At 66.5% G+C, this 21,931-nt stretch carries 18 protein-coding genes; 12 read left to right on the forward strand and 6 right to left on the reverse strand.

Annotation, left to right across the window (positions count from 1 at the left end):
- The 5 genes from VGT00_01235 to VGT00_01255 form a co-directional block, all read right to left on the reverse strand.
- Window positions 1-2,736, reverse strand: a 2,736-nt coding sequence (locus VGT00_01235) for a filamentous hemagglutinin N-terminal domain-containing protein (protein HEV8530022.1), incomplete at its 3' end; no start/stop codon positions are given.
- A 142-nt stretch (window positions 2,737-2,878) separates the two neighbouring features.
- Complete coding sequence (locus VGT00_01240; protein HEV8530023.1) at window positions 2,879-4,510, reverse strand: ShlB/FhaC/HecB family hemolysin secretion/activation protein; 1,632 nt, start codon at window positions 4,508-4,510, stop codon at window positions 2,879-2,881.
- Window positions 4,511-4,631: 121 nt separating this feature from the next.
- Entirely contained in the window at window positions 4,632-5,393 is a 762-nt protein-coding gene (locus VGT00_01245; GenBank protein ID HEV8530024.1) for a CoA-transferase, read from the reverse strand.
- A 10-nt stretch (window positions 5,394-5,403) separates the two neighbouring features.
- Window positions 5,404-6,519, reverse strand: a complete 1,116-nt coding sequence (locus VGT00_01250) for a mandelate racemase/muconate lactonizing enzyme family protein (GenBank protein ID HEV8530025.1) — start codon at window positions 6,517-6,519, stop codon at window positions 5,404-5,406.
- 36 nt (window positions 6,520-6,555) lie between these two features.
- Window positions 6,556-7,452: a CoA-transferase gene (locus VGT00_01255; protein ID HEV8530026.1), complete on the reverse strand. Its 897-nt coding sequence runs from the start codon at window positions 7,450-7,452 to the stop codon at window positions 6,556-6,558.
- Window positions 7,453-7,593: 141 nt separating this feature from the next.
- On the opposite strand from VGT00_01255, the gene VGT00_01260 reads away from it, so the two are divergent.
- From VGT00_01260 to VGT00_01295, 8 genes are read left to right on the forward strand one after another with little or no spacing between them, the layout of a single operon-like run.
- Window positions 7,594-8,100: a (2Fe-2S)-binding protein gene (locus tag VGT00_01260; GenBank protein HEV8530027.1), complete on the forward strand. Its 507-nt coding sequence runs from the start codon at window positions 7,594-7,596 to the stop codon at window positions 8,098-8,100.
- A 34-nt stretch (window positions 8,101-8,134) separates the two neighbouring features.
- On the forward strand, window positions 8,135-10,543 hold the full coding sequence (locus VGT00_01265; protein HEV8530028.1) for a molybdopterin cofactor-binding domain-containing protein: 2,409 nt from the start codon (window positions 8,135-8,137) through the stop codon (window positions 10,541-10,543).
- 58 nt (window positions 10,544-10,601) lie between these two features.
- Window positions 10,602-11,585, forward strand: coding sequence for a xanthine dehydrogenase family protein subunit M (locus tag VGT00_01270; GenBank protein HEV8530029.1), 984 nt, complete (start codon window positions 10,602-10,604; stop codon window positions 11,583-11,585).
- On the forward strand, window positions 11,582-12,130 hold the full coding sequence (locus VGT00_01275; protein HEV8530030.1) for an XRE family transcriptional regulator: 549 nt from the start codon (window positions 11,582-11,584) through the stop codon (window positions 12,128-12,130). The genes VGT00_01270 and VGT00_01275 overlap by 4 nt, the downstream gene beginning before the upstream one ends.
- Before the next feature lie 28 nt (window positions 12,131-12,158).
- Window positions 12,159-13,832, forward strand: a complete 1,674-nt coding sequence (gene boxC, locus VGT00_01280; protein HEV8530031.1) for a 2,3-epoxybenzoyl-CoA dihydrolase — start codon at window positions 12,159-12,161, stop codon at window positions 13,830-13,832.
- Window positions 13,832-15,250, forward strand: a complete 1,419-nt coding sequence (gene boxB / locus VGT00_01285) for a benzoyl-CoA 2,3-epoxidase subunit BoxB (protein ID HEV8530032.1) — start codon at window positions 13,832-13,834, stop codon at window positions 15,248-15,250. The genes boxC and boxB overlap by 1 nt, the downstream gene beginning before the upstream one ends.
- A 10-nt stretch (window positions 15,251-15,260) precedes the next feature.
- The gene (locus VGT00_01290) at window positions 15,261-15,731 is read left to right on the forward strand and encodes a RidA family protein (GenBank protein HEV8530033.1); all 471 of its coding nucleotides are present in this window, start codon (window positions 15,261-15,263) and stop codon (window positions 15,729-15,731) included.
- Window positions 15,732-15,735: 4 nt separating this feature from the next.
- Window positions 15,736-17,286, forward strand: a complete 1,551-nt coding sequence (locus tag VGT00_01295) for a benzoate-CoA ligase family protein (GenBank protein HEV8530034.1) — start codon at window positions 15,736-15,738, stop codon at window positions 17,284-17,286.
- A gap of 391 nt (window positions 17,287-17,677) precedes the next feature.
- Here VGT00_01295 and VGT00_01300 read toward each other — a convergent pair whose 3' ends face one another.
- The gene (locus VGT00_01300) at window positions 17,678-17,851 is read right to left on the reverse strand and encodes a hypothetical protein (GenBank protein ID HEV8530035.1); all 174 of its coding nucleotides are present in this window, start codon (window positions 17,849-17,851) and stop codon (window positions 17,678-17,680) included.
- 256 nt (window positions 17,852-18,107) lie between these two features.
- Between VGT00_01300 and VGT00_01305 the strand changes: the two genes are divergently transcribed.
- The 4 genes from VGT00_01305 (at window position 18,108) to VGT00_01320 (ending at window position 21,796) form a co-directional block, all read left to right on the forward strand.
- On the forward strand, window positions 18,108-18,794 hold the full coding sequence (locus tag VGT00_01305; GenBank protein HEV8530036.1) for an ABC transporter substrate-binding protein: 687 nt from the start codon (window positions 18,108-18,110) through the stop codon (window positions 18,792-18,794).
- A gap of 53 nt (window positions 18,795-18,847) precedes the next feature.
- Window positions 18,848-19,321, forward strand: coding sequence for a carbohydrate-binding protein (locus VGT00_01310; GenBank protein ID HEV8530037.1), 474 nt, complete (start codon window positions 18,848-18,850; stop codon window positions 19,319-19,321).
- Between the two features lie 443 nt (window positions 19,322-19,764).
- Window positions 19,765-20,766, forward strand: coding sequence for an ABC transporter substrate-binding protein (locus tag VGT00_01315; GenBank protein ID HEV8530038.1), 1,002 nt, complete (start codon window positions 19,765-19,767; stop codon window positions 20,764-20,766).
- A 46-nt stretch (window positions 20,767-20,812) separates the two neighbouring features.
- Window positions 20,813-21,796: an ABC transporter substrate-binding protein gene (locus VGT00_01320; protein ID HEV8530039.1), complete on the forward strand. Its 984-nt coding sequence runs from the start codon at window positions 20,813-20,815 to the stop codon at window positions 21,794-21,796.
- Window positions 21,797-21,931: the final 135 nt, after the last annotated feature.

Below are 21,931 nucleotides of genomic sequence, written 5' to 3' on the forward strand. Positions count from 1 at the left end.
GGCCCCGGTCCCCGACGTGGTCATGGTGACCGCGCCGGCGTTGGTCAGCCCGTTGGCATTGACCACGATATTGCCGGCGCTCAGGAACGTCAGGGGCTTGCTCTGGTTCACGAGGGCGTCGGTGCCAATGGTGATCCCGCCTGTATTGGTGCCAATGCCGACGGTGACGCTCCCGGTCGTCGTCACATTGCTCAGCTCCGTGTTCGTCAGGCTGAACTGCTTGCTCGCGTCCTCCACCCCGATCGTCTCCGTCAGCAGCCCCGGCCGCAGCGTCACCGCCGCCGCCCCTGCGTTGAGTGTGCCCTGCAGCACCACGTCCGCCGCGACGATCGTCGCCGCACCACTGGAGACCGCCGAGCCCACGTTGTTCTGCGAATAGACGCCGGTGCCGTTGCTGTCACTGTCCGCATTCGCCGTGTACGCCCCCGTCGTCGTCACATCCGCATTCGCCCCCGATAGCGTGATGCCGTTGGCAGCCGTCAAGTTGATCGCGCCGGACCCAGATGTGATCGTCTCATTTGCGGTGATTGAACTCCCCGCGCCTGCTGCCGTGAGAGTCACCGTCCCCGTGCCGTTCGCGGAAATCGCTTCGGTCGTCGTGATGGGTGTACCCGTCGTCGTGACACTGACGGCGCCGTTGGAGGAGGTGGAAATACCGGTCAAGCCGCCGAGCGTAGCGCCGCCGATGTTCACGGCCAAGGTCGGTGAGGTGAAAAAGGCGCCTCCGGATTGCGAGCGAGCCTCGAGATTGGTGACGCTCACGCGCATCGGCGCTCCCGCGGTGCCGATGCCGCCGCCCCCGCCTGCTCCATTCACATCCAATGCGGCGGACGTCGCGGTGATCAATTCATTGGCCGATGCCCGCGCAATCCCACTGCCGACCGTCGGCCCATTGTTCACGACCAGGACATGTCCGGCCCCGGCGTTGACGGCCTCGAGCGTGATGTTGCCGCTCGTGTTATTCGTCAACCCCGCGCCGGTGTTCATCGTGATCGTGATGTTCGCCCCCGCGGAGCTCAGCGACGTGCCCGCCGCCATCGTGATGGCCGCTGTCCCGACGTCGCGGTTCGCGTTCTGGACGCCGTTTGCCGTGGTCTCATTTGCCGTCAGGCTGATCGGCGCGTTATTCGTGGCGACATTCGCATTGATGTTGATGGAGCGCCCGGCCTGCGCCGTCAGGCCGATGCCGGCCCCGACGATCGAGACCGCGTTGGTGAAGGTGATGTCGTTGTTGGCCTGCAAGACGACATTGGCGAGCGCTGTATTGATCGCGGCGGGCGCGATGGTGGCGTCCGCGGCGGGGGTATCGGTGAATTGATCCACGGCGGACAGGAGAGCGATTCCCCCCGTCGCCACAACGATATTGTGGGGATCGAGGAGGAGCGTGCCGGTTTTGCCCAGGGGCGCGAGGGCGTCCACGGAGGCGGCAAAGCCCAGGCCCTCCTTGCCCGACACTTCGACGAAGCCGCCGCTTCCGCCCCCCTCACCGCCGCGCGCCAGGATCCGCGCTCCGCTCGAGGCGGTCGTCTGGCTCTCGGACCACACGGAAACCCGGCCGGCGTCGGAGTTGTTGCGGCCGCTCACGTCGATGGCGCTCTCGCCGAAGAGCGCGGTGCGCAGGGTGGATGTGATGGTCACGTTGCCTCCGCGGGCCTGATCGGCCCCGCGCGCGTCGATCGTGCCCCACAGGCCAACCCGCTCACCCAACAGCAGCACCTGGCCGGGCGCCGCCCCGCTCACGGCGGCCGACACGTCGATGGCCCCGGTATTGGTCACCGCGCCTGCCACCTGGCCGGCCGGGCGGACTGCGGCATTGGCGTTGGCCGCCACCACGGCGTCGTCGCCGCCGATCAGGCGCACCACGCTCCCGTGGTTGACGAGCGACCGGGCCTCGATGATGCCGCTGTTGTTGACGACGCTGCTCAGCACGTCGCCCGCAACTTTCGCCGTGAGCTCAACCCGGCCGCCGTCGGCCTGGATGCGCCCGTCATTGCTCACGCGAGAGGACAGCGGGCGGCCGTCTGCGCCGAGGGACTGTGCGGCCAGCGCCCCATCCACCACGAAGCGGACGAGCCCGTCCCCCGCGAAGTCCACCGTGAGCTGCCGGCCGGAGGAGAGCTGGACCGTTCCCAGCTCGGCCTTAATCGTGCCCTGATTCACCACGCTAGGCGCTGACAGGATGACAAAGCCTCCGGGGGCCGCCGTAATCGTGCCCTGGTTGACAATGCTCCCGAGGCCGCCGGGGCCTTGCTGGAAGACGTAACGGCCGGCCAGCGCGTCAGCATCCTTCATGTTCAGCGTCGTCGCGAGCAGCCCGCCGACGTTCACGACCGCGCCGGGGCCGAACGTGATGCTCGTGGGATTGTTGAGGACGATTCGGCCGTTCGCAGTGATCTGTCCGAGGATGACCGATGCGCCTCCCCCAATCACCCGGTTGATCGCGACTGACGTGACGCCAGGCTGGAGGAAGCGAACGAGCTCGTTGAGGCCGACACTGAAGCCGCTCCAGTTGATGATCACTTTGCCGGTCACCTGCTGGATTTGGAGCGTGGTCCCGTTCGGCTGGGAGATCACGGCCTGCCCGGACACGACTTGACCGCCCTGAGGAAGCGCTCCGGCCGGACCGGCGGTGATCAGGCCTGCGAGGGCGCTGGCGAGCAAGACCCGCAGTCGAAGCCAGCAGCTTCTGGCCCTTGGGGTCCGCTTTGTCCTCTCCAAGAGCCAGAACGAGTTCATATCGACTCTAGAGTATGAGCAATTTCAGTGCCCGCTCCTATCTTTGAATCCCCAAATAGAAACACCCTGTTAGGATGCATAGGATCGCGGCCGCGGCACTCGACGGCCCCCTTTTTGGCCGGAGGCCGACAATTCTCGTTGGCTAGAACCGTTTCACGGCAAGAAAATACACACGATTGTCGAGTCCGTCGGAGGGAGGCCGGCCGTCGATGGGCTTGATCACCGGCTTGGCAAACTCGAGCTTGAGGAAGAAGTTGTCCGCAATGCCCATCTGCACCCCTATACCCGCCCCGGTCAGCCAGCGATTCCGCCGCTCGCCGGGCTGCGGATCCAGCAGGGTGGCGCCGCCGTGATCGATGAAGATGAAGAACTGGAGAATCTCCCCCCACTTCTTCCCAAGGAAGGCGGGGACGTCGGCGAAGCCGGGCGCATTCCAGCGGAACTCGCCAGTGACGGCATAGCCGTTGTCGCCCGAGACCTCGGCCACGGGGTAGCCGCGCACGGTGCCCTGTCCGCCCACGATGAACTGCTCGGTGGCCACGAGCCCCGTGCTCGCCCACTGCCCGGCCGCCTTGAGGAACATCGAGGTCGTGGCCGTGATCTGCTGCAGCCGGGCGACATCACCGGTCAGCTTGGTGAAGGTCCCGCCCGCGCCGGGCCGGCTCGCGTGAGAGTCATTGTCCCCCTTCAGGCTACCGAGGAAGTCGCCGACGCCCTGCTGCAGGTTGAGGGACAGGCTGTTCGCTCCTCGCCACGTGTCGATGGAGTTGAGGGAGCCGCCCACCGTGAATACCCGCAGGCGGTCCTTCTGAACCACCTGGAGCTGGTCGGAGGTGAACTCGTTCTTGAAGTCCTTGTAGTCGAAGCTGGCCAGTCCATAGATGCTCAGGGCCCTGCTCCGGACGAAGGGGTGGAAGGCGTAGAGACTGCCCATATCCCCGGCGCCGTGGACGTCCACCAGACCAATGGCTGAGCCGACGCCAGTACCAACTGCGACATGGGTATAGGCGCCGCCGACCTTCGTGCCCAGGGTGTTGATGGGCACGGTATAGGCGAGGCGCGCCAGCCAGAGGGCGCCCCCCTCGCGCGACGTCAGCCCGCGGAAGGCCAAGCCGTCGCCGATGCCCAGCGGGTTGTTCAGATTGAGCGCGACGCCGAAGCGCTCATACGCCGTCGCCTTCGAGCCGTAGTTGTCGGCCTCCACGCTTCCCGTGACGAGGCGGTCCTTCTCGACGTCGAGAACCACGTCGGTCGTGCCTCGCTCGACCCCCGGCTGGAGCGCGCTCTTCACCTCGAGCCCGGGCAACTCGTTGAGCAGGAGCATTCCGCGTTCGAAGCGGCCCAGCTCAAAGACCCGGCTCTCGGGAGCGGGCTGCACGTAGGACCGGATGTACTCGGGATCGTACCAGCGGAGGCCGTTGACCTCGATGCGGCCCACGCGCCCCTCGAGCACCGCGATCTCGACCACGCCGGCCCGCATTTCCTGCACGGGGACATAGGCGCGCGCGAGGATGTATCCGCGCTCCCGATAGAAGGCGGTGATCCTCGCCGCCAGGCCCTCGATCTGCGCCAGCGTGAGGGCGCGGCCCTCACCCTCCGCGAGCAGGTTGTGCAGCTTCTCGGGTGGGAACACCGTGGCGCCGGTCACGCGGAATAGGGACACCGTGACCCTGTCGGAGTCACTCGGAGGGATTGGCGCCTGCTGGCTATATGCCTCCCCACGCCCGGCCAGCACGGCGAGCACGGTCAAGGCGCACTGAACGGCTGTCTTCAAGCCCGAAGCTGTCATGGCCGCGGTGCACCCAACGAGAGCCCGGGAAGGGGCGAAGCCAGACACCTCCCGGGATGGAGGCTCGAGAAGCGCTTACGATCGATACGTCGTGGGCGCACCATGGCTAGCGGGTCCAGAAACCCGCGGGGTCGCAGGCGCGGACGATCTCGAGCTCGGCGGCCGTGGGCGTGGGCGTCTCCCGGCAATCGGCCGCCGCCCGGAGATCCCAGCCCGTGGCGGCCTTGACGCTCGCCACGCTCTGTCCCGGATGCCAGGACACGAGGACCATCTCGCGCGTCGCCTCGTCGAAGCCGTAAACACCCAGGGTGGTGATCACGGCGGCCGGGCCGCCGCCACGCAGCCCCACGCGCTCGCGCCACCCCGCGCCGTCCCCGAAGCCCGGCGAGGTGATGAAGTCCACCCGCTCGCGGAACCGGTGCTTCTCCTGCGGCATGACGACGACGAAGCGCCGGGCGAGGCACGCGATGTCCGCGGCCCCACCGCTCCCGGGCAGACGCAGGGTGGGCTTGCGCCAGTCGCCGATGTAGCTGGTGTTGAGGTTGCCGTGCCTGTCGATCTCCGCGCCGCCGATGAAGCCCACATCCACCAGGCCCTGCTGGAGCAGGGCCATGATCTCGAGCGTGCCCGTGGCCCAGAGCGCGCCCGGAATATTCGGCGTGTCGCTCATGGTCATGAGCGTCTCCGGGGCCGGCTCGTCGCGGACGATGCCGTTCTCGAAGAGTCCGATGGCCCCCGGGGCATGGGTGCGCTTGGCGAAGGCGAAGGCCAGGAGGGGCAGGCGCATGCCCACGAAGGCGAGGTCGCCGTCGCGGATCTGCCGACCCGCCGCGATGACCATCAGCTCCCGATCGGAGTACTCCGGCATGCGGGACGATCTAGTGAAGCACGAAGGGCTTGGCCGCCGCGGCCGTATAGGGGTGCTTTCGGATCGCCTCTTCGTTGATCTCGATGCCGAGCCCGGGTCCCGACGGCACCTCGACGAAGCCGTCACGCGCGCGGATCGGATTGGTGAGGAAGGGCGTCTCGTGCTCGCCCGTGGGGAACTCGACCGGGATGGGGCCACCCCAGGTCGCGGCCATGTGGAGCGTCGCAGCCAGCCCCGGTCCGAAATAGAACGAATGGGGTGCGACGGGCAGATTGGCCGCCTGGGCGAGGGCCGCGATCTTCCTGAACTCCGTGATGCCGCCCACCTTGGTGATGCTGGGCTGCAGGATGTTGCCGGCCCGCCGCTCGACGATCTCGCGAAAGCCGTAGAGGGTGGATTCGTTCTCGCCGAGGGCAATCCGCGTATCGGTGGCGCGCACCACCTCGGCCAGCCCCGCATAGTCCTCCGGAGGCCACACGGGCTCCTCGAACCAGAAGAGCCGGTATGGCTCGAAGGCGCGGGCCATGGCGATGGCCTCACCGGGAGTCCACGGGCAGTTCACGTCCAGCATCAGCTCGACGGTGGGGCCCACGGCCTCGCGCGCAGCTTGCACCGAGGCGACGTCCGTCTGGTGGAGCTTCAGCATCCCGAAGCCCCGGGACACGAAGTACTTGCACGCCGCGGCCACTTCCTTGGGTGAGGCATAGCGCATCAGGCTCGCGTAGACGGGCAGCCGGGGCCGGGTCGCCCCGCCGAGAAGCTCGTACACGGGCGCATGGCGCGCCTTGCCGAGAAGATCCCAGAGGGCGATGTCCACGCCGCTGATGGCGAACATGGCGAGCCCGCGACGGCCATAGATCATGGTTCCGCGCTGCATCAGGTCTATGAGGTACTCGATCCGCGACGGATCCTCGCCGACGATGAGCGGGGCCAGGCTCTCCTCGATGACATTGCAGACGGCCAGCGGCGCGCCATAGGCGAAGGCCTCGCCTATTCCCGTCAGCCCGGCATCGGTCTTCACGCGCACGACGATCTGCTTGCGCGTGCTCCCCGTCCAGGCGGAGGGTGGGTCGAGAGGCTTCATGGGAATGGCGAGACAGACGGCTTCGACGGCGGTGATCTTCATGCGGATTCACGCTCCATGGCTTCACGCTCCATAGCTTCACGCTCCATAATCGAGAGGTTCGGAGAGACGCGGGGTCTTGACGCGCACGGCATCGAGCGCATCCCGGTCCAGCAGCGAGAGAAAGCCCTTCCAGTCGGCGACGCCATGTATCCAGCGATCGAGCCAGGCCTGCATCCCTTCCACCGTGCGCGAGTCCTCGTGATAGCGCCGGTAGAAGTCGTGGGCGCGTCCGTAGTAGCCCTGGACGGGCGAGGGATAGGCGCCGAAGGGCTCGTGGACGACGGCGGCGACCTTGAGGGTGGGGGCCAGGACCAACCCAGGGTCGGAGAGGATGCGCTCTCGGGGCCAGATCTCTTCCCCGATGATGATGAGTCGCCTGGCCGCGAGCGCGGCCGGCTTCGTGACGCCGAGTGTGCCCCAGCAATGCGCGTGGCCCTCGGCATCGGCGCGCTGGACGTGGAGGATGGCGACATCCGGCGTGAGGGCGGGGATGAGTACCAGTGGGTCACCCGAGAAAGGATCTCGCGCCTGCTTGAAGGACGGGTTCGATTCGACGAGCCCCGAGCCGAGGAGCGAGCGCGTCGGGAGATAGGGCGCGCCCATGGCCCCGGCCTGGAGCGCCGCCGCCATGCTCAGGTTGGAGTGATCCTCGACCGCGATGGGATGCGGAATGCCATGCTCCACGGCCCGGCGATAGTTGTAGCCGAGCCCCGCCGAGACATTGCCCACCCAGGCGGCCTGGATGCAACCGACGCAGCCGGCACCCACGAGCTGGTCGAACAGGATGTCCGAGATGGGACCGACGAGGGTGAGGCCGCGCCGTCGCTGGCGAATGAGCTCGTGGCCCGCCGCGAAGGGGATGAGGCCCTCGAGCGCTGTGCCCATGCAGACCGAGGCGCCATCCGGCACGAAGCGGGCCACGGCCTCTCTCATGGAGACCAGCTTGTTCTCGGACACCCGGCCATATTAACCCGAACCGAACGTCTCGCTTGACAGGCCTGGGCCAGATTTAGTATTCCTTAAGTCGACTTTCGTGCTGCAGTAATTGATCCGAACGGCCACCGGGGGAGACGTGTGAAGACGCAGCTCGCGCTCACGGTCAATGGCGAGACCCGGGACGTGGTCGTGCCCGTTCACAAGACCCTGCTCGAGGTCCTGCGCGAGGACCTCGATCTCACCGGCACCAAGCACGGCTGCGAGCTCGGGGAATGCGGCACCTGCACCGTCCTCGTCGACGGCGAGCCGGTGCTGTCGTGCCTGGTCCTGCCCATCGAGTGCCAGGGACGGCAGATCAAGACCGTGGAGGGTATGGCCGACGGCGGCCGCCTCCATCCGCTGCAGCAGGCCTTCGCCGAGCTCGGCGCCGCGCAATGCGGCTACTGCACGCCCGGCATTCTTCTGACCGCCGAGGTGCTTCTCGCCGAGAACCCCACGCCGACGCGTGATGACGTGCGGGTGGCCCTGGCCGGGAACCTCTGCCGATGCACCGGCTACACCAAGATTCTCGACGCCGTCGAATTGGCGGCGCTCAGGATGCGGGGCCGTCCGAGCCGAGGGACGGCCGAGGTGCCGCAGGCATGAGCGTCACGAGGCGAGTACCAAATGAGGATCGCGTATGAAGAACAATAAGCTTTCGGTGGTCGGCCAGTCGCTGCCCAAGATCGACGCCTGGGCCAAGGTCACCGGCGAGACCAAGTTCGCCGACGACATGGCTCTGCCCCGCATGGCCCACGGCAAGCTCCTCCGCAGCCCGCATCCTCATGCGCGCATCAAGCGGATAGACACCTCGAGGGCCGCCGCCCTTCCCGGCGTCTACGCCGTCATCACGGGGCATGACCTGCCGCGCGTGAAGTTCGGCATCCTGCCCGTGTCCCAGGACGAGGAAGCCCTCTGCCTCGAGAAGGTCCGCATGGTCGGCGACGCGGTGGCCGCGGTGGCCGCGGTGGACGAGGAGACGGCCGAGCGCGCCACCGAGCTGATCGAGGTCGACTACGAGCCGCTCAAGCCCCTGATGTCCATCGAGGAGTCGCTGGGCAGCCAGGACGTGCGCATCCACGAGTACGGCGACGGCCCCAATGTCCACAAGGCCGTCTCCCTCCAGTTCGGCGACGTGGAGGCGGCCTTGGCCGCTGCCCACCTCGTCCGCGAAGATGCCTTCTTCTTCGAGGGCAATACGCATTTGCCCATGGAGCAGCACTCCGCGGTCGCGCACTGGGGCCCGGACGGCAAGCTCACGCTCTGGTCCTCGACCCAGACGCCGCACTATGTCCACCGCATGCTCGCCAAGATCCTCGACGTGCCGGCGGCCCACATCCGAGTCATCGCGGCTCCCGTGGGCGGCGGCTTCGGGGGCAAGCTCGATCCCTTCGCCCACGAGATCGCCGCGTGCAGGCTCTCGCAGCTGACGGGCCGGCCCGTGAAGTTCACCCTGACTCGCGAGGAAGTCTTCTACGTCCACCGCGGGCGGCACCCGGTGCTCATGTGGGTCAAGACCGGCTTCACGAAAGACGGCGCCATCACGGGCATGCATTTTCGCTCCTGGCTCGACGGCGGTGCCTACGGCTCCTATGGCGTGGCCTCGACCTTCTACACGGGCGCGCTGCAGACCGTGACCTACAAGGTGCCCGTCTACAAGTTCGAGGGCGCGCGCGTCTTCACCAACAAGCCCCCCTGCGGCCCCAAGCGGGGCCACGGCACGCCGCAGCCCCGCTTCGCCATGGAGTGCCAGATCGACAAGGCCGCCGAGCAGCTCGGCCTCGACCCCGCGGACATGCGGCGCCGGAATCTGGCCGAGCCCTTCACCAAGACGGCCAATCACCTGACCGTGACCACCATCGGGCTCGGCGAGTGCATCGACCGCGTGGTGGAAGCCTCGGGCTGGCGCGAGAAGCGCGGCCGCCTCCCCGCGGGCCGGGGAATAGGGATAGCCTGCTCGTCCTACATGACGGGAGCGGGCACGGCCATTTACTGGAATGACATGCCTCACTCTGGTGTCGTGGTCAGGGCCGACCGGAGCGGCCTGGTCGCCGTGTTCTCCGGCGCCACCGATATCGGCCAGGGCTCGGACTCCGTCCTGGCCTATCTGGTCGCCGAGGTTCTCGGCATCCAGCCCAAGGACATCCGCGTCCTGCCCGCCGACACCGACCTGACGCCCGTGGATCTCGGCTCGTACTCCTCCCGCGTGACCATCATGGCCGGCAATGCCGCCATCCAGGCGGCCACGCGGCTTCGCGAGACGATCTTCGAGGCGGTGGCGAGGAAGCTCGAGGTGAAGGCCGCCCGTCTGGTCGCGCAGGATCGTCGCGTCTTCGTCGAGGGCGAGGAGGACAAGGGCGTGTCCTTTCCGGAGGCCGTGGTGCTCGCCGAGAGCATGCATGGCGTCCTGGCTTTCCCGGGCTCCTATGCCCCACCCAAGCGCGCGGGCAAGTACAAGGGCGGCGGCGTCGGCCCCTCGCCGTGTTACTCCTACTCGGCCTGCGTCGTCGAGGTCCAGGTGGATACCGAGACGGGCGACGTGAAGCCGACGGAGATCTGGATCGCCCACGATATCGGGCGCGCTCTCAATCCGCTCCTCGTGGAGGGCCAGGTCGAGGGCTCGGTGTACATGGGCCTGGGCGAGGTTCTGATGGAAGAGCAGGTCTTCAGGAAGGGCGTGCACAAGGCGCCCTCGATGCTGGAGTACAAGAGCCCGACCACCCTCGAGACTCCCGAGATCCACACCATTCTCGTCGAGGGGGAGGATCCCGAGGGGCCGTTCGGCGCCAAGGAGGCGGGGCAGGGACCGCTCCTGCCGGTCATCCCCGCCGTCACCAATGCCCTCTTCGATGCCGTGGGCATTCGCATCGACGAGATTCCCATCACGCCCGACAAGGTGCTCAAGGCGCTCGAGCTAAAGAGGCAGGGTAAGACGCCTCGTGTGGGGCCCGAAAAGCTGCCGCTCTTCACGTTTCCGGAGCCGCGAGCCGTGGAGTCGGCCTTTGGCCAGCCCGCGGAAGATATTTCCGTGAGGCCATTCGGATCATGACGGGTGTGCGGTACTTAGCTCCGTCCGCGAGTGCGGTTGCCGTGAGGCCTTTCGGAAAATGATGCGATTGCCGCCGTTCACCTATCTGGCCCCCGTCTCGGTGACGGATGCGGTCAAGCTCATGGGCGACCACGGGCCCGAGGCCATGCTCGTGGCGGGCGGCACCGATCTCTATCCGAACATGAAGCGGCGCCAGTTCGAGCCCACCGTGCTGGTTGGGCTCCGCGGCATCCGCGACATGATCGGCGTGCGGGGCTCGGCCAAGGTGGGGATGACCATCGGCGCGGGGACCATCCTGTCCGCCGTGTCTGAGCATGCCGAGATCGCCCGGAGCTATCCGGCCCTGGCCACGGCGGCGGGGCTGGTCTCGAGCCCGCAGCTCCGCAACATGGCCACCATCGGCGGCAACGTGTGCGTGGACACGCGCTGCAACTACTACAACCAGTCCTATCAGTGGCGGAAGGCCGTCAATTTCTGCATGAAGAAGGACGGCGAGATTTGCCTCGTCGCCCCCGGCAGCTCGCGCTGCTGGGCGGTGTCTTCGTCCGACACCGCCCCCGTGCTCTGGAGCCTGGGCGCAAAGGTGAGACTGGTAGGCCCTCAGGGGGAGCGCGTCATCCCGATCAGCGCCCTCTACCAGGACGACGGCATCCAGTACCTGAGCAAGCAGCCGGGGGAAGTCGTCGTGGAGATCGTGCTGCCGCCGGCGGAAGGCTGGCGCTCCGCCTATCTCAAGCTCCGCCGGCGCGGCTCCTTCGACTTCCCGGTGCTGGGCGTGGCCGTGGCGCTCAGGATGGAAGGTGACACGGTCAGGGAAGCCGCCATCACTCTCGGCGCGGTCGCCTCCCAGCCCCGGCCGGCCCCCGACGCGGCGGCGCTCCTCGTGGGACAGCGGCTCAGCCCCGAGCTCATCGCGCGCGTGGCCGAGGCCGCGTACCGGCCCTCCAAGCCGCTGGACAATACGGATCTCACGCATCCATACCGAAAGAAGATGACGCGCGTGTTCGTGGCTCGCGCGCTGAAAGGACTGGCAGGTCTATGACCTCTCTGGGCGGACGGATCAAGTCGCTTCGCGCGGAGCGCGGGCTTCAGCAGCGCCAGCTCGCCGAGAAAGCGGGCATGACGCCCAGCATGGTGTCCCAGATCGAGTCGGGGCGGCTCACGCCGTCCCTGCCCACCCTCGGCAAGCTGGCCGCCGCCCTCGGGGTGCCCATCGCTTCGCTCTTCGAGACGGCTCGGAACGGACGGCTTCATATCAGCCGCAAGAGCGAGTACCCCGTCGTCTCCTTTGACGGCACCACGGAGAAGTGGCATGTGCTCGGGGCCGGGCTCTTCCAGGGCAAGATCCGCGCGGTCGTCTCGACCCTGGGTCCGCGCGCCAAGGGCGTCAAGACGGACAAGGTCATCATCGATCCCGGCCAGATGAAGCTGTTTTACGTCCTCGAAGGCAAGGTCGCCCTCCATTACAATGGCGAGACCCAGCAGCTCGAGGCGGGGGACAGCGCCTATCTCGACGGCGGGACACCGCATGGCTGGGAGAACCTGGGGCCCAAGAGCGCCAAGGCGCTCTGGGTGATTCTGGGCTAAGAGTAGAGCCAAGGGAGAATCGGCGAGCATGGCTGACGACGCCACGAGGATCATGGTCGACTTCCGCACCGAGCCCGCGAAGTACAAGCACTGGAAGGTCTCAGTGAAGGGGCCAGTGGCCACCCTGGCCATGGACGTGAAGGAGGACGGCGGACTCAAGCCCGGGTACGAGCTCAAGCTCAACTCCTATGACCTGGGCGTGGACATCGAGCTCTATGACGCCATCCAGCGCCTGCGCTTCGAGCACCCGGAGGTGGGCGCCGTCATCCTGACCTCGGGCAAGGAGCGCATCTTCTGCGCCGGGGCCAATATCCGGATGCTCAACCAGTCCTCGCATGGCTGGAAGGTCAACTTCTGCAAGTTCACCAATGAGACGCGCAACGCCATCGAGGAGGCCACCGCCGAGTCGCGCCAGGCCTACCTCTGCGCGGTCAACGGCCCCTGCGCCGGAGGCGGCTACGAGCTGGCCCTGGCCTGCGACTGGATCATCATGGCCGACGACGGCTCGACCACCGTCGCGCTTCCCGAAGTGCCGCTCCTCGCCGTGCTCCCCGGAACGGGCGGCCTGACCCGGCTCGTCGACAAGCGCAAGGTCCGTCGCGACCGTGCCGACTTCTTCTGCACCCTGGAGGAAGGGATCAAGGGCCAGCGCGCCGTCGAGTGGCGCCTCGTGGACGAGGTGGTGCCGCGCTCGAGGCTGGACGAGACGGTCCAGAGGCGTGCCGCCGAGCTGGCCGCGCGGAGCGACCGGCCGAGGAGCGCCCCCGGCCTCGCCCTCGTGCCACTGGCGCGCACCATCGAGGGCGACCGAATCGCGTACAGCTCGATGGCCTGCGTGGTCGATCGCCCTCGCGGGGTGGCCGAGATCACCGTGCTGGGTCCGCCCGCGTCACCTCCCGCCTCCCTCGAGGCGATTCACGCGGCCGGCCCGCAGTTCTGGCCGCTCCGGCTCGCGCGCGAGCTCGACGACCTCATCCTCCATCTCCGCGCCAACGAGGAGGAGATCGGGATCTGGGTGTTCAAGACGCAGGGCAGCGCCGAGCTCGTCGAGGCACATGACCGGGCGCTGCAGGACCACGCCGCGGACTGGCTGGTCCGCGAGATACGCCTCTACCTGAAGCGCACCCTCAAGCGCCTCGACGTCTCCTCACGCTCGATCTTCGCCCTCATCGAGCCCGGCTCCTGCTTCACGGGCACCCTGCTCGAGCTGGCCCTGGCCGCCGACCGCTCCTACATGCTCGAGGGCACGCGCGAGGGCGACGCCGAGAAGCCCGCGACGCTGCGGCTGACCGGCATGAACTTCGGCGCCTATCCGATGGTCAACGGCTTGAGCCGGCTAGCCAGCCGCTTCCTCGACGAGCCGGGGCGGGTGGATGACCTCAAGCGCAAGATAGGCGAAGATCTCGACGCGCGGGCCGCGGGTGAGGCCGGTCTCGTCACCTTCACGCCGGACGACATCGACTGGGAGGACGAGGTGCGCGTGGGGATCGAGGCGCGGGCCGCCTTCTCGCCGGATGCGCTGACCGGCATGGAGGCCTCCCTCCGGTTCGGCGGGCCCGAGACCATGGAGAGCAAGATCTTCAGCCGTCTCTCGGCCTGGCAGAACTGGATCTTCCAGCGCCCGAACGCCGTGGGGGACAAGGGCGCGCTCCGCGTCTACGGCACGGGCCAGCGCAGCGAGTTCGATCGAAGGAGAGTCTGATGGCCGGCATCGACTATACCGAGCGGATTCCCAACAATGTAAGCCTGCACGAGAACCGGCGGCTCCAGCGGGCCCTCGAAGACTGGCAGCCGAAGTTTCTCGAGTGGTGGAACGACATGGGACCGCTCGGCTTCCAGGCCAAGGAAACCTATCTCCGCACGGCCGTGAGCGTGGATGCCAAGGGCTGGGCGCAGTTCGACTATATCCGGATGCCCGAGTATCGCTGGGGCATCTTCCTGGCCGAGCCGGAGGCGGGCCGGCAGATCAACTTCGGCGATCACAAGGGCCAGCCCGCCTGGCAGGAGGTGCCGGGCGAGTATCGCGGCACCCTCCGCCGCCTCATCGTCACCCAGGGTGATACGGAGCCTGCCTCCGTCGAGCAGCAGCGGCACCTGGGCCGCACCTGCCCCTCGCTCTACGACCTGCGCAATATCTTCCAGGTCAACGTGGAGGAGGGCCGGCATCTCTGGGCCATGGTCTATCTGCTCGATGCCCACTTCGGCCGTGATGGGCGCGAGGAGTCGGAGGCCCTGCTCCAGCGGCGCTCGGGAGACGCAGACAAGCCACGCATCCTCGGCGCCTTCAACGAGAAGACCCCGGACTGGCTGTCCTTCTTCCTCTTCTGCTTCTTCACCGACCGCGACGGCAAGTACCAGCTGGCCAGCCTGGCCGAGAGCGGCTTCGATCCGCTGTCGCGCACGTGCCGCTTCATGCTGACCGAGGAGGCGCACCACATGTTCGTGGGCGAAGCGGGCATCATGCGCATCGTCCAGCGCGCCTGCGAGCTCATGCGTGAGCACAAGACAGACGACCTGCGTAAGCACGGGGGGATCGATCTGCCCACCATCCAGCGCTATCTCAACTTCCACTGCTCCGTCTCCCTCGATCTCTTCGGCTCGGAGATCTCGACGAACGCCGCCAACTTCTACACCATGGGCCTCAAGGGCCGCTTCGAGGAGACCAAGAAGACGGACGACCACCTGCTCAAGCAGGCCACGTATCCCGTGGCCGAGCTGGACGGCGAGCGCATCGTCACCCGCGAGGAGCCGGCCCTCGTCTCCCTCAACGAGCGGCTCCGCGACGACTACGTCGCCGACTGCGTCCGCGGGGTCACCCGCTGGAACGAGGTCATCCGGAAGCACGGCATCGACTTCGAGCTGACCCTGCCGCATCGGGCTTTCCATCGGGCCATCGGCAGCTTTGCGGATCTGCGCGTGTCGCCGGACGGGCGCATCATCAGCCAGGCGGAGTGGGACGCGCGCCACCGCGACTGGCTGCCCACCGAGGACGACAAGGAATACATCCAGAGCCTGATGCAGCCAGTGGTCGAGCCGGGCAAGTTCGCCAGCTGGATCGCCCCGCCCGCCCGCGGGATCAACGGCCACCCCGTCGACTTCGAGTACGTCCGGCTCGCTTAGGAGGGCAAGCATGGCGCCCAAGGCGATCACCTCCAAGGAGCTGGGCCCGGCCCTCGGCATGTACTCCCACGGCATGATCGTGCCGGCCGGGGAGATCGTGGTGGTGGCGGGGCAGGTGGGCGCCAACCGCACCGGCGAGGTGGTGGGGTCGGGCGACGTGGTCGCTCAGACGAAGCAGGCCTTCGAGAACGTGCGGGCCGTGCTCACGGCCGCCGGCTGCGCCATGACCGACGTGGTGCGCTTCCAGACCTTCCTCACCCATGCCATCGACATCGACGGCTTCATGCAGGCGCGGCGCGAGCTCTTCCCGCGGTATTTTCCCGGCGGCGTCTATCCCCCCAACACGCTGCTCGTCATCTCGCGGCTGGTGAAGCCCGAGCTGCTCGTGGAGATCGAGGCCATGGCCGTCAAGCCCGCGAAGGCGGCCACGGCTCCGCGCAAGATGACCAAGCCCGCCCCCCGCGCCCGGCGGCGTCGCTAGAGCGATGGCCGCCTCGCCATTCGAAGTGCCGGACCGCTTCAATGCCGCCAGCTTCTTCGTGGACCGCCACGTGCAGGAAGGGCGCGGGGGCAAGACGGCCTTCTTCTGCGAGGAGGCCGAGATCACGTACGCGCAGCTCCAGGAGATGGTCAATCGCGCGGGTAATGGCCTGCGCGATCTGGGCGTGGAGGCGGAGCAGCGCGTGCTCTGCCTGCTCCTCGACACGCCGGCCTTCCTGGCCACCTTCTGGGGCGCCATCAAGATCGGCGCGATTCCCATCCCCATCAACACCATGATGCGCTCGCAGGACTATCTGTATTTCCTGAACGACAGCCGGGCCAAGGTCGCCGTCATCTCCGAGCCGCTCCTGGCCGAGGCGGGCCCCATTCTCTCTCAGGCCACCCATCTCAAGCATGTGGTGGTGGCGGGCAAGCCCGGCGGCTCGCAGATCAGCTTCGACGCCTGGCTCTCCCGCGCTGCCTCCACGCTCGAGGCCGCCGCCACCTCCAAGGATGACGCGTGCTTCTGGCTGTACTCCTCGGGGTCCACGGGGTTTCCCAAGGGCGTGGTGCACCTCCAGCACGACATGGTGGTGTGCTCGGACACCTACGCGCTGCAGGTTCTCGGCATCACGGAGAACGATCGCACCTTCTCGGCGGCCAAGCTCTTCTTCGCCTACGGCCTCGGCAACAACATGTATTTCCCCATGCGCGTGGGCGGCCAGGCCGTGCTCTACCCTCACCGGCCCATGCCCGAGGCCATGTTCGAAGTGATCCACCGCTACAAGCCGACCATCTTCTTCGGCGTGCCCACCCTCTATGCCGCCATGCTGCAGGTCAAGGAAGCCGAGACGCGCTGGGATCTCTCATCCGTGCGCCAGTGCGTGTCCGCGGGCGAGGCCCTGCCCGAAGAGCTCTACAAGCGATGGCGCGAGCGCTTCGGCGTCGAGATCCTCGACGGGATCGGCACCACGGAGATCCTGCACATCTTCCTCTCGAACGCGCCGGGCCGGGCCCGACCGGGCTCGAGCGGCCTCGCGGTGCCCGGCTACGAAGCGCGCATCGTGGACGACGAAGGGCGGCCGGCACCCGCGGGCGAGATCGGCAACCTGCGGGTCAAGGGCGACTCGACCATGGCCTACTACTGGAACCAGCACGAGAAGACCAAGGCCACTCTCTTCGGCGAGTGGATCCAGACCGGCGACAAGTACTACCAGGACAAGGACGGCTACTACTGGTACTGCGGCCGGGCCGACGACATGCTCAAGGTGGGCGGCATCTGGGTCTCCCCCGTCGAGGTGGAGAACACCCTGGTCGGCCATGCGGCCGTGCTCGAGGCCGCCGTGGTGGGCCACGAGGACACGGACCGGCTCGTCAAGCCCAAGGCCTTCGTGGTCCTCAAGGACGGCCAGACCGCTTCCCCCAGCCTCGAGGACGAGCTCAAGACCTTCGTGAAGGACAAGCTCGCCCCCTACAAGTATCCGCGCTGGATCGAGTTCGTTCCCGCCCTCCCCAAGACGGCCACCGGCAAGATCCAGCGCTTCAAGCTGCGCTGATCGCGGAAAACCTTCCGAGGAGTCTGCGTTGGCGCCCACGCCGCAGATGATCGCCCCGTCGAGCGCCGTGTGCTCATGGCTAGGTCACGCGGAGAAGTCGATGGTGGACTCCACGGCTGAACAGAAATGCCAGCCCGTCGGCATCAACTCGCCACACCAGCGCCCCCACGCGGAGCGGCGGCCCCTCGGGAGGAACTAACTCCAACTGCACCGTGGTCCCCGTCTTCAACCGTGCCTTGATTCTGAGTTTCGCACCATGCGTGCTGATGTCCACAGAGCTCGCCAAGTATCGCTTTGTCCCTATGTTGACGAGAACTGGCCAGGACATGCGGGATCGCGGATGTTGCCGTCGGTCTTGCTGTGGTGGAGTAGGCATGAGCACTCCCGGCAATCACGCTGAATCGAGACTAGACCCTGGCGGGGGCTGGCCCTTGCCGATGGACGACCGCGCATCCGAGTCCATGCAGGTCTCGACTGACTTCCAGGTTCCGCTGCCGATCACGATGATGACGGTCGGGTTGATCTGACTCGACACCCGGCTGGTGTGGGTCCTGTCGCCGGTCATGGAAGATCTCTACGAGTCCCGCGGCTTCCTGGGTAGCGAAATCCTCCCTGAGCGAGGCGAGCAGCTCCGGCTGGTCGCGGGCGACGATAAACAGCACTCGAGCCATGCTCCTCCAGATATCACAATCCCGCAACACCTGTCATCGCCCCTATCGTCGCCGTCGGACGGTTGACGCTAAGCGTAGCCATTGCTTGCGATCGGATGGCGCGATGATAACCTAGATTTTAGTCTCCTTAGCCTTCGGAAGGCAGGTGCGATGAAGACCCCACGCGGTTCCCGCTGGATTGTTCCCGTCGCGATTCTCGTGGTTCTCGTCCTTTCCTCTAGCCGAGCGTCGGCGACGTCCCCAAGTGACACGCTGCGTGAATTCTTCAGACAAGCCGTTGCCGTGATTGATGATCCAAGAACCGAAACGCATCCTCAGGAGGCTCTCGGTAAGATTCGGCAGATGGCCGACACGATATTCGACGTGCGTGGGGCAGCTCCGGCGGCTCTCGGGCCTCATTGGGACGCGCGCTCGCCAGCGGAGCGCGCGGAGTTTACGCGGGTGTTCGGACATCTGCTGGAGCAAGCATATTTGACCTGGATCAAGTCCTTGATCGGGGGGCAGCGCATCCATATCCGATATGAGGGTGAAACGACGCATGATGCCGTGGCCATGGTCAAGACGACCATCCAGGCCAAAGACGGACGCAGCGTCCCCTTCGATTACCGCATGAGGATGAGTCAGGGGCGATGGACAATCCACGATGTCATCGTGGATCGGGTCAGCCTCATCGAGAACTATCGGGCACAGTTCAAACGCGTGCTCGCGACCGCGCCCTACTCGGCGCTCATGGCAAGCATGAGGGCGAAAACGGCTGAGGATGCGGTCGTCAAGGCCGGCGTGATCGATGTCGTCGGATCAGCCTTGAGCCGTGACGTTCGCTCGCAAGGGCCCTGAAGGACGAGGATGGGACTCCCTATCCCGTTTGGCGTACGAGGGCTAATTTAGTGATGCGTAAGCGCTTGATCAGTCCGATTCCACCAAATCCGTCGCCCGCCGACCAGGACTGGTTAGACGTGGAGCGGTTGGCTCAAGTCGAAGTTACCTCCGAAGAGGTCGCGCACCCCATCGAGTCGGCGCTACTGCCCGGCGAGCAATCGGGCTGGCGAGCCGCACAACCTGGTAGGCAGACGATTCGGCTCATTTTCGACGAGCCACAACAGCTCAGGCATATCAGGCTGTTGTTCATGGAGGCTGAGATCACACGCACGCAAGAGTTTACCTTGCGGTGGTCGCCTGACGGCGGGCGCTCGTTTCACGATATCGTCCGGCAGCAGTGGAACTTCAGCCCACTCGCGGCCACGCGAGAGGTGGAAGATTACCATGTCGAACTCTCCCGGGTGACCATACTCGAACTTACGATCGTTCCAGATCAGCGTGGGGGTGATGCGCGGGCGTCGCTTGCGCAGTGGCGGCTGGCCTGATCTGCTGCAGTCATCCACAGGAGACGCACACGCGGCCTGAGGCCTGGTGAGCCCAGGCCGTCAGTGTCAGAGAGCGGACGCTACGATGCGAGACTGTGGCTCACGGACCGGTTGGTGACAACTCGGAATCGCCCTGAACGCGAACCGGTTCCGGACACGGGTTCGAATCCTTAAGGGGCCACCCAGCCTGGTGGCACGTCTGCTCGCCTTCCCGTTCGTGGGGGAAGCCCGCGCCGCGTAGAGGGTTCGCATCCCTGCAAGCGGAAACAATTCAGCGGACCGCATTCGACGTCATTGGGGCACGCCTCCGGAGAGAAGTTGGAGAGACTCTGACTCTGCTAGACTCCCGCCCAGCCTGTAAGGAGGGCTCCTGTATTATGGACCCGGCTCGGTTTCCCCACGTCCCGTATCCCCTCGCTCCCGACTCCCAGGCTGCCCGCCCGATGGACCCATTGATGGAGCGGCGCACGTTCATGGCGCTGGTCTCGGGTGGCCTGCTCGCCGCGCCGCTTACCGCTGGGGCGCAGCAGCCGCGGCGAGTCCCGCGACTCTGCTTCCTCACGTTTGATCCAGGTACGGCGCAGTCGCCGTCGCCACGATTCGAGGCGTTCTTTCAGGGACTGCGCGACCTCGGCTACGTGCATGGGCAGACCGTGACCGTCGACTACCTTGTTGCCGACGGCCGTGGCGAGCGCTTTCCAGAACTCGCTGCCGAGTGCGTGCGCCTTAGGGCCGACATCATCGCCGTGACCACGACGCCGGCCGCTCGCGCGGCAAAGAACGCGACGCGCACGATCCCGATTGTCATGGTCGCACTCGGTGACCCCGTGGGGACGGAGCTCGTACACAGCCTCGCCCGACCTGGCGGAAACGTCACCGGGGTGACAAGCATGGCTCCCGGGCTTTCTGCCAAGCGTTTAGAGTTGCTGAAGGCGGCCGCGCCTCGAGTCTCGCGAGTGCTCGTGCTGGCCTACCTCGTCGACCCGATTGCGATGCCCCAGATCGAAGAACTGAAGAAGGCAGCTCCCTCGGTAGGTGTGCAGCTGCAGATTCGCAACATCGGCACTGCCGATGACCTCCCGGCCGCGTTCGACGCTGGTGCCAAGGAACGCGCCGACGGGCTCCTCACGACGTCCGCGAGCATCTTCATTGTTCACCGCGCGCGAATCACCGAACTCGCGGCTCGCCACAGATTACCGGCGATATACTCGGATAGGCTACTCGCTGACGCCGGTGGCCTGATGGCCTATGACGCAAATAGGCGCGGCCTTCAAATGGCCTCCGGCACCTACGTCGACAGGATTTTGAAGGGCGCCAAGCCTGCCGATCTTCCCGTCGAGCAGCCGACGAAGTTTGAGTTCGTCGTCAACCTCAAGACCGCCAAGGCGCTCGGCCTGACGATCCCGGACTCCCTGCTGCGGCGGGCGGATGAGATTATCCAGTGATTCGCTCGTGAAGCCATATTCCGGCGCCGGAACGGGAGGCGGGACCATGTGGCGCCGTGAGTTGATTGCGTTTGCCGGCACGGCATTGTTCGCGTGGCCGCTGGTTGCGCGCGCACAACAGCAGGCCAAAATTGCGCGCCTCGGATACCTGGGTTTCGGCACCCCCGCGGCTTCGGCGAGCCGGGTAGAGGCGCTTCGGGCGGACTTGCGCGATCTCGGTTATGTCGAAGGCAAGAACCTTGTCATCGAGTTCCGATGGTCGGGCACGGTCGAGCAGATGCACGAAGCGGCCGCCGAGCTGGCCCGCATGAAGGTCGATGTCATCTTCGCGACCTCTTCGACCGAGTCCGAGCCGGCCAGACGGGCGACCAGCACGATCCCCATCGTCTTCGCGACGCATGCCGACCCGGTTGGCGTCGGACATGTGGCCAGTCTCGCGCGGCCAGGCGGAAACATGACGGGATTGGCCGACATACAACCCGTGATCACCCCAAAGCGGCTGGAGATCCTGAAGCAAACGTTGCCGCAGGCGACCCGGTTCGGCGTGCTCTGGAGCCCTACCGCCCCCTCATACCGGCCCGTCCTGGACGCTGCCGAGGCTGCGAAAGGGAAGCTCGGTGTTCAGCTTGTGACCGTCAGTGTGAGCACCGTCGCGGATTTCGATGGGGCCTTCGCGAGGATGGCGCAACAACGGGTCGACGGCGTGTTCGTCCACTCGGCCGCGCTCACCGCGCGTCATAACAGCCCGCTTCTGGCCGAGGTCGCACTGAAGCACCGATTGCCGACCATGTTCGGGGGCAGGGACAACGTGGTGGCGGGCGGCCTGATGAGCTACGCGCCGGATCACGTCGACCTGACACGCCGCGCTGCTATCTACATCGACAAGATCCTCAAGGGGGCCAAGCCGGCCGAGCTGCCAGTCGAACAGGCTTCCAAATGCCAGCTGGTCATCAATCTCAAGACCGCACGCGCGCTCACGCTGACGATCCCGCCGGCGCTCCTCGCGCGCGCCGACGAGGTCATCGAGTGACGGCCTCGGGCCGGCCGTCGATCTCGAGCTGCGACGCTACCGGGATCCCGCGCGCCGGCGGTCGCGCGCCTTGACGGGCGCGGCGCGCCGCTGCTAGGCTCGGCCGTCTCTCACGTCGTCCAGGAGGTTCCGTGC

The sequence above is a fragment of the Candidatus Methylomirabilota bacterium genome (genome assembly GCA_036002485.1).
Lineage (GTDB): Bacteria > Methylomirabilota > Methylomirabilia > Rokubacteriales > CSP1-6 > AR37.